The organism is Sodalinema gerasimenkoae IPPAS B-353 (assembly GCF_009846485.1).
Classification (GTDB): Bacteria; Cyanobacteriota; Cyanobacteriia; order Cyanobacteriales; family Geitlerinemataceae; genus Sodalinema; species Sodalinema gerasimenkoae.
Window position 1 is genome coordinate 3,916,458 of the sequence record NZ_ML776472.1, and the last position, 12,906, is coordinate 3,929,363.

Sequence of the window (12,906 nt, forward strand, 5' to 3'; positions counted from 1 at the left end):
TAAAAATGCAAGTGGGGTTTAGTCGGATGGGGGATTGTCGATGCGATTCACCGCCTCCTCGGGGCTTTCATCTCCTTCGATGACCGATGTGATACCGGGGAGGTATTTGTCCATCATTTGTAGGTTTGTGTAAATGATGGGTTTGATGAGGGTGGGGGTGAGCTGGTCGCCTTCAACGTCAATGCTGGTTTTGTAGCGAATCTCGCCATCACTGAAGTCCATCTCAAAGTTTCCTAGAATTAGGGTGTAGTTGACACGGGTGAGAAATTCAGCTATGGCTAAACGTTTGTCTTCGGGGGCTTGCATCGGCGCACGGGAGTAGAAGATAAACTGGTTTTGGTCTTCTTTGGCTTGCGCGAGACAAGTCCATTCGCCATGTTCTCCTGAAAAGCCAAACTTAACCGCCGTAGCTCCTTTGATTTTCTCAAATGACCAGTCGTCATCTAAGAGAAATTGGATGATGGTTTCTAGGAGGCTTGGCTTGGGTTGGAAGAGTCCAGTCATGCCATTCATAAGGGGGGAGGGATTGCTTTGATTTGTCGGAGAACTGGCTTCTTGTAGAAAGCTCTCAAGGGCTGACCCTAGTTTATCACCCAAATCTTGGAAGAGATGGCTGACTTGGGATTGGGTGAAGTCTTGTAGGAACTGGGCAACACTTTGCTTGATGCGTTCGGGGTCTTGGCTTTCGGGTTCTAGGTCGCGGGGGTCTAGGTAATCCCAGAAAGTGCGATGGCGGATGGGGGTTCCGTTGTTGGGCTGTTGGATGGTTAGACAAAACCAACTGTCGGAGTTGAGGAGGGCTAGGGCGGGGGGGGTTGGGTCCAGATGACGCTGTTGGTCTAAATCTTGGAGATAGGATTGGAAGGATTCACGGTCGTTGAGGTCATCGGGGAGATGGGGGAGGAGGCTGGGTTTGAGTCTTAGGGTGAGGGTGACGTCACGGCTTGGGTTGGGTAGGTCGGGGAGGGGTTGCTGAATTTCTGGAGTCAGGTTGAAGTGATGCTGTTGGAGGATATTTTGGAACTCGGGATAGGGCAGGATGAGGGTGATTTGGAAGCTTGAGCCATTGGGGTCGATGGCTTGAATGCGGTTGAGTTGTTTTGAGAATATGTTGGGATATGTATCAGGCATTTTTATTTATTGAAAAATCATATGCTATCTCCTAGCTCCTGAATTTATCGATTGATTTCACTCATATTTTCTAGATCTTCAATACTTAAGTTCTTTATCGTTGCAAGAGGATAATTTTTAGACCCAATACTCACTAACTTACCATCAAAAGGAAGAGATTTCATGTTTTGGTAATGAGATTCTCCATCGGTTGGATTTTTCCAATTTCCCCCGTGGGCGTCATAATGTTGAGAATATGTTAAGGCCTCGATGTTGCCTGAATTTTGTGCATTTTCGATTTTAGCTTTTCGATCCTTATCAAACTTTGGATTGTTAACATTGGTTTTATGATGTCCCTCAAACGGATACGATTTCAGTTTACCATTCTCGTCTGTGAGAGGTTTACCTATATTTGTGTAATATTTTGGTGTTTTAGGCTTAAGTATTGCTTTTTTTTGTTTCCAAGTCCATAATTGTTTTGTTGGCTCTCCGCGTTTTATCCTCTCTTTCTCCCCTTTGTAAAAACCAGAAACCCCAGCTTTTCGAGCCTTGTCCAATTCTGGATCTCCACCTTTGTTTATTTTTTTGTATCGCCTTGAACTTGGAGACTTATCGAAATAAGAATTCTCACTATCGTCTAAGGCCCACTGCGGAGGCCCCTTGGCATTCGGATTCGCTTTAAGATCTTTCTGTCGCTTCCGTACACTCTGTCCTCCTTCGGGAATCCCTTTCGTTCCTGACTGCTGCATCCGTGATTGGTCAGTGATGACATTTGTAGGAGCCGGAAGCATCCGTGATTGGTCAGTGATGACATTTGTAGGAGCCGGGCGCATCCGTGATGGGTCAGTGATGGCATTTTTAGGAGCCGATCAGTGATGACATTTGTAGGAGCCGGGCGCATCCGTGATGGGTCAGTGATGGCATTTTTAGGAGCCGGAAGCATCCGTGATGGGTCAGTGATGACATTTGTAGGAGCCGGGCGCATCCGTGATGGGTCAGTGATGGCATTTTTAGGAGCCGATCAGTGATGACATTTGTAGGAGCCGGGCGCATCCGTGATGGGTCAGTGATGGCATTTTTAGGAGCCGGATTATTACTATTCTGTCTAATCTGGTCAGCATTCAAACTAGGTTTCGTTTGTCCTTCAGACAGCCGGTTGGGATTTTGTCCTCCATAGGGCTGGCTTCCATAGGGCTGCTCTCCATAAGAGGGGTTGGAAGTTTGTCTCGAAGAATTGCCAATCGAACCACTTCCTATAGTATTCCCTAACATCGGAGCACCGGAACGAGCCGATGCACTGAAGAAGCTCGTGACTACATCGGTTGAATTTATTTCCTCATCGTGTACCCAAGCTTGCGTAACCTCGGATTTTGCACCGGCCCCGCCATTGTATAGTAACTTACCTAAAGGAGCATCAATATGATTTCCTCCTTGGTTGACTACACTATTGGAAAGTGACATCAAAACACTTTGGGGGAGGGATAATTCCTGACCATTTTCGCGAGCTTTATCCAGATCAGATGCAATACCATTGACTGTATCAATAATAACTTCTCCAATCGTTTTGATGGAGTTCAGTACTTTCTTAAGTTTAGGTCCACCAACATTGTTAAGCACATCACTAAGCTTATCAAATAGCCTGATGGACTTTCTTCCAAAAGATCCTAATAAAGAGAAGGCCTTACGTATCTTTTTGCCAACCCAGCTTAACCACTTTTTAAGCTTAACTAAGATGGAGGTTTTAGCCTTCGCTAAGGCTAGAGTACCAGCACTGAAAATTGCGATAATGGCATGAACTGCAACATTGCCAGCAAACCACCCCACTGATTCACCAATTTGCCCCTCTGCCTCATCCTGTAACATGAAATCACAAAAAGCTTGAGCAAGTTGACCTCCAACTCCATGAATAGCACTCTCAACTGAAGACCATAAGTCTCCAAGTTTTTCCATTAATCCTGAGTAAGTTAGTCCTTCTGAATTTCCACTGCTAGAGAAAACTTCTTTTGCTCCTTCTAAGAAATTCTCTGTTACATCATTGACGGGCATCTCAAGTTCACCCTTCATTGCAAAAAGCTGTTTGGTTATATCTTCTCGCTGTTCTTGAGGAACTTCAGCCTCGGTAGATTCTGATTGAAGTTGATTGGATGATCGTACACCATTGGTATTAAGTCCAGCACTATTCTTGAAAGCTGGACTATCAGAGTTCTGATTTGATTTAGATGCTGGTTGCTGTGTGATCAAATCCTTGATCCAGCCTAATATAGATCCAGCTGCCTTTAGTCCATCCCAGATCAGAGTGAATGGACTCGTCAGTCCATCCCAGATCCCTCGGAGTAAACCTTTCATAAAACCAAGAACAAAATCAAAACTATTGCCACTAAGGATTTTGGCGATTTTGTTACTAACAGTTACCTTAACATCAATAGATTGACTACGAAGGGTTTCTAGGAAACCCATAACTCCGGACTGCATCAGTCCCCAAATAGGGCCAAAGTCAGCCATAGATGATAGGGTGGGAATCAGGGAAATTAGGGTGTCTAGTATGAAATTTATAATAGATTCCTTATGGCATTCGGGAAGAGCAAGCCAGGCCTGTCCTGTTAAGATTACTGGTATCATTCCTGGATTGACAATGGCTATCCCAATGGACGTTAAAACATCCATGAAAGGTTCAATCTTGCTCCTAACTTTTTCGGCGAATTCTATGATGGATTTAACTTTTTCGGGGATGGTTTCAAAAAACTCTACCAGACCTTTAATTGTCTCTGATAAATGTTCGAAAACAGATTGTACTACTCCAATTAGCGGCAATGGTACACCATTAACCGCAGCTAAGACATTCAAGACAGCTGAACCCATTGAAGCCGCTTGGTCACTAAAATTACTAACAAATGAAGATATACTGCTAGTAAAATTATCAAATAGAGAAAGCAGGCTGGGTAAAATTGTATGCCCCATCTCTTCATGAGAATCTTTAATTAAGTTGGGGTTGTCTTTGTTCTCCCACAGCCACCGAATCGGCTCAATCAACTGTGTCCCCAAATCGATTGCTTCACTGATTAAAGAGGCTGGATTTAAATAGGTAGATATAAATTCATTGATCGGATCAAATATTGGACTTATCTTCGCCTGCGCTTTAGCCCAAACTTCTGCGGCCTTCTCCTTAAGGAACTCTAATATGCCACCTTCACCGTCTCCATTAATTCCTAATTTGCTTAGAACCCATTGCCAAGCATCTCCTAAGACATCACGGACAGGCTGACCCCAATTCCATATTGTACTCGCAAAGTTTGTTAGTCCACCTAACACTCCTGAGGCGGTCTCAATAAAGCTATCAAAGACAGGTTCTATTAAAGCCTCTCTTGCCGTTCGAACGGAATCTTGAACCCCAGACACCTTCTCCTGAAGCATCTCAAGTGTGGGATTTTCAGTAATACTCTCGATAATCCCAGTAACTTGATTAAGCTTGCTTTCTAATGCACCACAGCTTTCTTCATCATCCTCTCCCAAAATTTCAAATTTTGAAAATGTGTTGCCAATACTCTCCTGGAATCCAGATATTGCGGTTTGGATATTCAAGTCGCCAAATTGGTTATCCAGCCACCCTTTGACACCACTTTCTAGTTCATCACGGATCATATCTCCAGGGCCATTTTGTATTAGCGCGGCTAAGTCCGGAGCAAAGCGTTCGACTACTTTAGGGAAAGCATCTTCGCCTAGATCTTGAATATTTTCTAGTAGATCATCACCCAAACCCTTTGCTTTTTCGAAACCCCCCTTACCAAAATCCTTTACGTTCCGAGTTGCTTCGCCTATATCAAAACCCTGAATTATATTTTGGTTATTAGGAGCAGCCTGGATTTTATGCTGGATTTTCAGATCAGAATTACTATTCTGGATTTTACCGATTGCCCCACCCTGCTGATGAGTATGAGTCAACTCATGGGCCAGCAATTCCTTCCCAGAACTGGACCCTGGGTTATACTGACCGGAATTAAAGTAAATATCCTGTCCGTGGGTAAAGGCTTTCGCCCCCACCTCCCGGTTCATCTTCACCGCTGCCTCATCGGTGTGAACCCGCACCCCTCCTAAGTCACTGCCAAAGCGCGACTCCATAAAGTTACGGGTTTCCTGGCCCAGGGGCTGACCCTTGCCGCCCTGGCTCTTGAGGCTCGTCTCTAATCCGGCACTGGCTTGATTGCTATTGGACTTGCCCGCCGCTTTGAGTTGAACTCCCTGGCTAATCTGCCCGGCCAGGGGTTGAGTTTGTAGGTGCGTCTCGTCCTCCTCGGCGCTCCCCAACTCCTGCCGTTGCAGGGATTCCGACTCTAAACTGGGGTCGGGCATCTTCATCACCTGAGCCGCTACGCTGTCGGCTTCTTGTTCGTAGCGATCGCCCGGTTGGCCAATACTCAGTTTAGCCTGAACCCCTAAGGTCTCCTCTAATCCTTCTTCTAAGCCCGCCTCGGGTTGCCGTTGTAAGCTCTCCTCCGCTTCACAACTGGCACATTTGGCTTGAATCTCGAAATCTTCATCCGACTCCTCTTCCTGCCGCTGAAGCTGGGGCTGTACGGGCATGGGAGAGTCCAGCAGACTAAAACCACCACTGGGAGCGTCCCCGTCACCGTCTGCACCAGCGGCTCCCTCGGACTGCCAGCCAAACGGGTCTGAGGAGGGCTGAAGTTGGCGATCGCTCTCCTCGGTTTTGGCCCAAGTTCTCGGTTGAACTGTGGCGGTAGATTTAGGAACGGTCCGGGACTGGTCTCCCATGAAGCTACCGGGATGGAGTGGGCGGACGGACGTTAGAAAACGGTTGTTTTAGAAACTTTGGCTAAGATTCTAACATCAACTTATTCTCAAGGCAAGGTGATTTAATGAATAGTTAACAATAAATAGCCGCTGCCTTGCAATAAACCCTTCAAATCAGACAAAACACGTTTCTCTGATGCCCCTAGGGAGGCTCGGTCTCCCAATTGCAGGCGGCAGAGCCGCCCAAAGTCCGTGTCACGGCTTCAGCCATGACACGAGAAGGAAACATTTGCCGGAAAAGGGCAACCACAAGGGATTGCCCCTACATCGTTTCTGTCCTATCTATTCCTGCTATTGCTATCGTTTCCAGGTTATCTTAGCCGTTTCGTCGTCCTAATTTATCTGACTCACATTCCCTAAAAACTTTAGAGTCCCTAGAGACAAGCTCCGGGCCAAACCACTATAATGGCCTAGCATACATTCACCAGAGTCCCATGAGTTTTCCGGCTGCTCGTATCAACGACCTAACAGCCAGCGGCGATATGATTTTACCGCCTGGCGTGAGTACCGTCTTGATTGGCGGTCGTCCAGCGGCCAGCGTCGGTGCGGCGGTCCAAGGGCCTCTCTTCAAAGGGCCACCAGGATTAATCAGTTCCGGGAGTGCCACGGTCTTGATTGGCGGTCGTCCAGCGGCCCGCGTCTCCTCAGGAGTCTCCGGCTCAACCCCCACCCTCACCGGTCTGGTTCCCGCCTCCACCATCGTCGTCTCCGGGGAGCCTAGAGTCCTCATCGGCGGTTAGTGCCCGCTCGTCTCGGCTGAATGAAGAGCTTATACTGACAAAAAGCGGGTTTATACTCATCAATCACATGCCGCACTAACTGTGCTAACTGTGCTAACTGTGCATCCTCGTCATCCAGCGCCTGATTAGCATCAGGTCGTAGAATCACCTCAAAATAATAGGGCTGAATCGCAGCAGCTCCCAATTCTGCTTCCTCTTCTCCAAACAGAGTTTCGCCTAAGATAAAGCCTTTACGGATTTGCTGGCGAATTTCAATCGCTTGGGAAGGTAAGCCGGTATAAAGCTCCAGACAGAGTTCTAATCCCCGTTTAGTTCCCCGCCAACGGTAGAGTTTCACCGCCTCAGAAATGAGGTTTCGATTGCGACGTTCATCGAGGCGGGGGTCGAGTTTCCAACCCACCCAATGAGCCAAAAAGGGTAAGAGAGCTTTAGGAGCCAGCTTAGGGTCCAGATAGGCCCAGAAGGTTTGATGAATGTCCCAACTGGGATGAAACGACTCTTCTAAGATGGCTAAAAATCGCCTCAAAAAATCCTGTTCCTGATAGACTCGGGGCAGAAAGTTAACATAACGACATTCAGGACGCAAGGCCACATTGAAACGAACCAACTGAACTAATTGGCTATTCCCGGCGTCCTCTGCTGCGGTTAACCCCCCCATGACCCAAACCTGAAGTTCCAGAGGATAGTTTAGGCTGAGGGGGGCTGACTCTACATCTCGATGGCAGAGGGCGCTAAAAAAGTCCTGAGGAATCTTGAAGACGAGATAGTGCAATTGGGCTTCATTTGCTGCGACGGCATCCGGAAGCTCCAGCTCATAAGACTCGTCAGACTCGTCCCCTGGGTCATCATAGAGATCGTCCTCAATTCGCCATCCCTTAAAACAGGATAACTCTCTTAACCCCCCATGAGGATCGACCAACTTAAGCCTCAGCGTTAACGGAGTCCCCCAACGATGGGACAGGCGAACCTCCATCCAACGCACCTCCCCCGGTTCCAAGAGCAACCACGGCTCGGGTTCCTGATGTTGAACCACCCCAGCGGAGTCTCGGGAGAAGTGCAGCGGAGGTTTAAAAGGCTGTTGTGGCGTGAGCTTCAGAGAAACAGTGGGCTGGACATCCTGAAATTGCGCAAAGGTCATGAGAATTAGCCGTTACGTGGACTGGAGCCGAGGGGGACGCTGAGCATCGTCATACTGATACTCCGTAAGTCCATTTTCAAAATAGACATCATGGTCAACATACCGCTCTTCCTGACGCGGAGATTGAGGGGTTCCCTCCGGGCGATTACTCCAGGAACAAACCATCTCATCCTGCGTCAGTTTTAAGTAATCTCCATCTCGATCTTGGAGCTGCCCAGTCGTGGGTCTCGATGGGTCTTGGGACGGAATAAACTTGAACAGTTCAATCTGGCCAATTGAGCTAACACCCGGTATTTTCTGACAACAATCGGCAATTTGAAAACGACGCACCCCCTGGCCAAAGCCCCAGCCCCGTCCCCGAATTCCGCCTGTGATGGGATTGAGGAAGCGATAGAGTTCTGCTTTGACGCGCTGCTGCAATTGCCTTTGTTCCCGGTTATTCTCATGTTGAGGTTCGATAAACAGACGGACTACCACCTTCACCCCCACATATCGGGGTGAGCGGATCTCAAGATAGGTTCCCAGGAGTTTGCATTTCTCCAGTCCCTTCTCTAGGCGCTCCTGTAAGTTGCTCTCCAGTTTGAAATTTTGGGGGTCAATCCCCTCCCGTCCCTCATGGGTCGGGGAAACCTCCGGGATAACCAGTAAAGTGACGACCCCAACTTGCTGAGTTTGTTGAGCATCCAGACAGCAGGCTCGGGCCACACCCGCAGTAGTCAGGGCAATATATTCAAAATCCTCCGCTGTCACCGCTCGTTCCCGAGAACGCAACCAAGAGGGAACCCGCATCACAGCATCTTCTAAAGACTCCGCATCTCGTCCCCCAATTGCCGCCCGATGGTTCACCACCTCTTTCACCCTCGGCTCAGCCTTCATCAATTTAGTCAAACTGCGGGCCTTGACATTACCCTGTTTTCCCCCACCCCAACGGTAGCGATACATATAAATCTCGTAGCCTTTGGGGGGAATTTTGCCATACTGGCGGGAATTGAGGCGTTCCGAAGCCGTTTGGGAGTCTTGGGGAGCGTCAGCAGACCTCGATTGCTGCACGCCATTGCCGTGAGTCAATTGGGACTGAATCTTGCCTTGGCTGCGGTCCCTGAGTTCTCCCGGTTCACGCACTATGGGGCCAAACTGAACGGTTCCTGTGAGGTTGTCAATAATATAATGAGCATCTTGAGCTGAGGAGTCGGCAAAATCCTTAACTTCCCGCCAAACTTGCGGCCCACGCTGTTTTTTCTGGTCATCGTTTTGAGCCTCGTTATTGTCGTTAGTCTGGTTGTTGTCCTCGTCGGACTGTAACGTGGCAACAAACTGTCCTGGAGGAGAGATGACCACAAATTCCTGTTTTTCTTCTTGATCTCGTTCGAGAACGGGGCAATTTTGCAAAACAAATCGTTGTCCGGGTTTCCCATCACTAACCCCCAGAAACTCCGGTTCCCTCGTCCAGGCACATTGACTGACGCGAACGGTTCCACCGATGGAACGAGCAGAAATCCCGGTAATTTGAGGGGATTCAAGATAAAGACCTCCCCTTTCAGGTTCTTGGTGGACACAGCGAAGCCAATAGCCGTAATACGTATCAAAGTTAACCGGGATGCAGGTGACTGGCAGATGTAAGATGACATCACCCCCTTGGACGCCAGCTTGAGCAAAGTTAAAGCCATCGGTTCGGTCATCAGCCTCACTCTTGAGAATGTTTTTCCAACACTTATCTTGCTGACTCCAGGCTTGCCACACCCGAGGGGGAGCTTCTAAACGACTCCCGGTTCCTCCCGCCTCTTCTCCCTGAAAGCGCAGAGCAACGACATTGCCTTCCAACCCCTGCATTCCCTGGCCGGAGGAAGAGGAACTCGGGCTGGAGTTGTCACTCACACCATTATCGGCTTCAGGTGGATTGGGGTTCGTGCTACTCAACAGGAAATATGCACAACTCCCATTTGAGTTAAGGTCTGAGAATAAGCTTAAGGGATTATTGGAACTCAACTCGTCAGGCCGGTGTCGCCATGGGGATAGGTTAAACCCGTCGTTTAGGTTTTGAGCTGTCGGCTGATTTGATTCAGAGTAGTCAGGGGGGAGGGTGAAAATATAACGAACTTCAGGATGACCAATGGTTAAATCATTATCGGTACTAAAAATGACGGCTTCTTCTGTCTCCGTGCGCTCGGTCGCCACTTCAGTCCCAGCATCTATCACCCGAATGTCGGGTTCTTCACGGGATAGGTAAAAGGTGACTTCGGTTTGGGCGGGGCGGGGGGCTTCCAGGCGAATCCCCAGCAGTTCCAGGAAGGCGATATAATTCTGCCGGGGAACTTGGTTGAACCGCCACAACATCTGGTCAGTTAACCAGGCAAACAGTTCAATGATGGTAATGCCGGGGTCGGTGGGATTATGATTGGTCCATTCGGGGCAATAGCGGGGAATTCGCAGTAAGCATTCCTGTAAGAGATCGTTAAAACTGCGATCATCTAGGTTGGCTTTGGGCAGATTGGGAAGAAAGTCAAAGTCCATCTTAAATCCGGTCGAGGCTCTGAAGTTAGCGAGGGGAAACGTCTAAATAAAAGGGATAAATCATATTTCGCACATCATAGTCATCTTTACTATTACGCAGGCGATATTGAATGGTTAATTCGACTTTTCCTTCAATGGGGTCGGCTTCGGCAATAATGCCGGTCACGGTAATTCGCGGTTCCCAGCGGCTTAAGGCTTCTTCAACCCGCAATCGCAGTTTGATTAGGGTATCCCGATTGAGGGGGGCAAAGACTAAGTCAGATAAGCGGGAGCCAAATTCAGGGCGATAGACCCGTTCTCCCACCTGAGTTCCTAGGATTAAACGAATGGACTCCTGGATGTTGGGATCTCCCTGACTCAGTTTAAGCTCACCCTGAACATTGAGGTCAACGGGAAAGGCGACTCCTGCTCCAATATAATCGTCGGGTTTCTCTGGCTTTACCATGAGTCTGTCTAGTTGTCAATACTTAGCACAAGCTGAATTGAGTCAGGTGAATGGGGAGTGAATCGGCTGGGGTTGAGTGGGTTTCGGGGATCAGGCGCCTCGGGAGTTTTGTTGACGAATTTGTGTGACCCAAAGGCGGCGATCGCGATGTTCTAGATCTAAAATTTCCTCCAACGACCAATGAAAATTTAGGGCGATTTGGGCTACCTCCTCCTGCAATTGAGCTAAGGGGTAGCCAATGACTCCCCCGAGTTGCTCAAGTCCACCTCAAAGGAGTTTTGACAATGGGGGCATTGAACATCGGCGTGAGCATGGCCTTTCTGGTTAATCTGATTATACAGTTGACAGAGATAGGCTAAATCGATAGTAAACAGATGTTCTAAATCTTCCGGTTTAAAGGAGGTGCGATCGCCCAATTGCAGCAGCGTCTGAGACAGACGCACCAAGGTTCCATAGGCGGGATTATCCCGAACCCGTTGATGCTTAGCCGCCAGCAGTTCATCGCGGGCCGTAGCCAAACGAATCTTACCCTGGCGGTGAACACTTCCCTGTTCATCCAGTAAACCTTTCGGCAACCTAAACTCAAATACAGTTTGACTCATGCGATCGCTCCTCCTCTGGCCTCAGCTCTCCTACGAGTGAGGCGTCAACTCTCCTGAACCTCATTAATCTGGCGATACAAGCTTTGTAAATAATTCAAATCACAGGCGTATAAATTCTCAATAATCGCCGGAGATACCTCATCTAACGCCCCCAAGCGTTTAATGGTACGTGCCAAAATAATAATCGTCGAGTAAGAGGCATTCGCCTTCACCCGAGGGTCACGCATGGGTGCAATTTCATCAATGGCTTTAGCCAAGCGCATAATCCCCTTACGATGGAGATTCCCATCAGCATCGATATAGCCCTTAGGCAGAGTAAATTCAAATTCAGTCTCGAACATTAACTTCGCTACCTTAGCACTCAGACAATCGACTCCTAGGTATATCTAGGGAACGCGCTTAAACTCATCAACCGCCAGTTCCAGTTCTTCAATCTCAATTTCTCCCCCATTAGAACTGAGGTCAGCAATCTGGTAGCGAGTCGGCCAAGCCCCTAAAAACTCAAACCGCGCTCGCACCTCTCCCGCCTGATCATAAATCGAGATTGAGCCATCCCGACGTTGCTTAGCCCAATTGCCCTGTTGCACAGCGGAAAACCACTGCCAGAGCGTATTGGATTGAGTCATCCCCCGTTTGAGAATGAGATTACTCGTTTGCAGACTCCCGGGAATTTTAGTGCGTTGAAGACGACCATACTGAGCCGGTTTACTTCCCCAGCGTTGAGGAGTCACCTCACAAATTTCCACGGCTTCCTGAGTCGTACTACCCCCTTGACAATCACTAAAGGTAGCATCGACCGTATCATCACCGCCGTCGAGTTTTAACTCCACATAAAAGCGAGATGATGTTAAGCGTTCCACAAACTGATTCGTCGCTGACCTGGGTCGAGAATTGACCATAACAGACCTCCAAACTGATAGAACAATAGCGAGAGTCCAACCAACCGCCTGCAACCGCCTGCAAACGCCTCAGAAGGGGCATCCCAGCCGAGGACATCGGGGAGCCATCTAGGAGAGATCCCCTCAGAACTGAGAGTCTGCGGTCTGATGGGGATCATTCCCGAAACGCGGCTGGGAATTAAGGCTTATTGAACGCGATTAATGCCCTCGTGGACAATCTCTAAGGTTTCATTAGCCATATTATTATCCCCTGCCGTGAACTGAGGCCCCTCGTATTTACAGGGGTAAGCATTCTTCACTTCCCATCGGGCTTGCATCTTACCTCCCTGGTCATAAGCACTGACCGAAGCCGCACGACGGTTGGCTGCCCAACTCGATGCGCCTCCATCATTACTATTACAGTCTTGATACCAACGATAGAGGTCTAAATCCGTCGTGGCAATGACCTTAACCGTCACATTAGTGAACTTCTCACTGGTGGGGGTAGCCTGACGCAATTTCACCCCTCCTTTAGTGGACCCCAGAACGCCGCCATCACCAGCAACGGGGGACTCAACCGATAAACCACTCACCTCTAAAATTTGCTTTTCAGCAATGCCATCCGCCTCAAAGTAAAACCGACAGCTTGTTAATAGTTCAGCCACAGCCTTAA

The 12,906-nt window shown here is 48.6% G+C and carries 12 protein-coding genes; 1 reads left to right on the forward strand and 11 read right to left on the reverse strand.

Annotation, left to right across the window (positions count from 1 at the left end):
• Positions 1 to 18 precede the first annotated feature (18 nt).
• The 3 genes from L855_RS22015 to L855_RS16955 are packed head-to-tail and all read right to left on the reverse strand — an operon-like array spanning position 19 to position 5,880.
• On the reverse strand, positions 19 to 1,131 hold the full coding sequence (locus tag L855_RS22015) for a type III secretion system chaperone family protein (protein WP_159789994.1): 1,113 nt from the start codon (positions 1,129 to 1,131) through the stop codon (positions 19 to 21).
• Positions 1,132 to 1,175: 44 nt separating this feature from the next.
• Entirely contained in the window at positions 1,176 to 1,943 is a 768-nt protein-coding gene (locus L855_RS16950; RefSeq protein ID WP_159789996.1) for a hypothetical protein, read from the reverse strand.
• A 25-nt stretch (positions 1,944 to 1,968) separates the two neighbouring features.
• Positions 1,969 to 5,880, reverse strand: a complete 3,912-nt coding sequence (locus tag L855_RS16955; protein ID WP_219729934.1) for an eCIS core domain-containing protein — start codon at positions 5,878 to 5,880, stop codon at positions 1,969 to 1,971.
• A 473-nt stretch (positions 5,881 to 6,353) separates the two neighbouring features.
• Here L855_RS16955 and L855_RS16960 point away from each other — a divergent pair, with 473 nt between their 5' ends.
• The gene (locus tag L855_RS16960; protein ID WP_087708284.1) at positions 6,354 to 6,659 is read left to right on the forward strand and encodes a PAAR domain-containing protein; all 306 of its coding nucleotides are present in this window, start codon (positions 6,354 to 6,356) and stop codon (positions 6,657 to 6,659) included.
• On the opposite strand, the gene L855_RS16965 is transcribed toward L855_RS16960, so the two are convergent.
• The 8 genes from L855_RS16965 to L855_RS16995 form a co-directional block, all read right to left on the reverse strand.
• Positions 6,646 to 7,797, reverse strand: a complete 1,152-nt coding sequence (locus L855_RS16965; protein ID WP_159790000.1) for a phage tail protein — start codon at positions 7,795 to 7,797, stop codon at positions 6,646 to 6,648. The two genes, L855_RS16960 and L855_RS16965, sit on opposite strands and share 14 nt — an antisense overlap.
• A 12-nt stretch (positions 7,798 to 7,809) precedes the next feature.
• Entirely contained in the window at positions 7,810 to 10,308 is a 2,499-nt protein-coding gene (locus tag L855_RS16970) for a putative baseplate assembly protein (RefSeq protein WP_159790002.1), read from the reverse strand.
• A 25-nt stretch (positions 10,309 to 10,333) separates the two neighbouring features.
• Positions 10,334 to 10,753: a GPW/gp25 family protein gene (locus tag L855_RS16975; RefSeq protein ID WP_159790005.1), complete on the reverse strand. Its 420-nt coding sequence runs from the start codon at positions 10,751 to 10,753 to the stop codon at positions 10,334 to 10,336.
• A gap of 90 nt (positions 10,754 to 10,843) precedes the next feature.
• Positions 10,844 to 10,972 (reverse strand): DUF6760 family protein, encoded by a 129-nt coding sequence (locus L855_RS22565; protein ID WP_343039319.1) that lies wholly within the window; start codon positions 10,970 to 10,972, stop codon positions 10,844 to 10,846.
• Between the two features lie 5 nt (positions 10,973 to 10,977).
• Complete coding sequence (locus L855_RS16980; RefSeq protein WP_159790007.1) at positions 10,978 to 11,355, reverse strand: phage tail assembly protein; 378 nt, start codon at positions 11,353 to 11,355, stop codon at positions 10,978 to 10,980.
• A gap of 44 nt (positions 11,356 to 11,399) precedes the next feature.
• Positions 11,400 to 11,696, reverse strand: a complete 297-nt coding sequence (locus tag L855_RS16985) for a hypothetical protein (protein ID WP_087708274.1) — start codon at positions 11,694 to 11,696, stop codon at positions 11,400 to 11,402.
• 45 nt (positions 11,697 to 11,741) lie between these two features.
• Positions 11,742 to 12,254: a phage tail protein gene (locus L855_RS16990; RefSeq protein WP_159790009.1), complete on the reverse strand. Its 513-nt coding sequence runs from the start codon at positions 12,252 to 12,254 to the stop codon at positions 11,742 to 11,744.
• Positions 12,255 to 12,439: 185 nt separating this feature from the next.
• Positions 12,440 to 12,898, reverse strand: coding sequence for a phage tail protein (locus L855_RS16995; protein WP_087708269.1), 459 nt, complete (start codon positions 12,896 to 12,898; stop codon positions 12,440 to 12,442).
• Between the last annotated feature and the right edge of the window lie 8 nt (positions 12,899 to 12,906).

Excerpts from the sequence above, each read along its gene's own strand:
- L855_RS22015 (WP_159789994.1), bottom strand. The coding sequence starts at position 1,131 with ATGCCTGATACATATCCCAACATATTCTCAAAACAACTCAACCGCATT.
- L855_RS16950 (WP_159789996.1), bottom strand. The coding sequence starts at position 1,943 with ATGCGCCCGGCTCCTACAAATGTCATCACTGACCAATCACGGATGCTT.
- L855_RS16955 (WP_219729934.1), bottom strand. The coding sequence starts at position 5,880 with ATGGGAGACCAGTCCCGGACCGTTCCTAAATCTACCGCCACAGTTCAA.
- L855_RS16960 (WP_087708284.1), top strand. The coding sequence starts at position 6,354 with ATGAGTTTTCCGGCTGCTCGTATCAACGACCTAACAGCCAGCGGCGAT.
- L855_RS16965 (WP_159790000.1), bottom strand. The coding sequence starts at position 7,797 with ATGACCTTTGCGCAATTTCAGGATGTCCAGCCCACTGTTTCTCTGAAG.
- L855_RS16970 (WP_159790002.1), bottom strand. The coding sequence starts at position 10,308 with ATGGACTTTGACTTTCTTCCCAATCTGCCCAAAGCCAACCTAGATGAT.
- L855_RS16975 (WP_159790005.1), bottom strand. The coding sequence starts at position 10,753 with ATGGTAAAGCCAGAGAAACCCGACGATTATATTGGAGCAGGAGTCGCC.
- L855_RS16980 (WP_159790007.1), bottom strand. The coding sequence starts at position 11,355 with ATGAGTCAAACTGTATTTGAGTTTAGGTTGCCGAAAGGTTTACTGGAT.
- L855_RS16985 (WP_087708274.1), bottom strand. The coding sequence starts at position 11,696 with ATGTTCGAGACTGAATTTGAATTTACTCTGCCTAAGGGCTATATCGAT.
- L855_RS16990 (WP_159790009.1), bottom strand. The coding sequence starts at position 12,254 with ATGGTCAATTCTCGACCCAGGTCAGCGACGAATCAGTTTGTGGAACGC.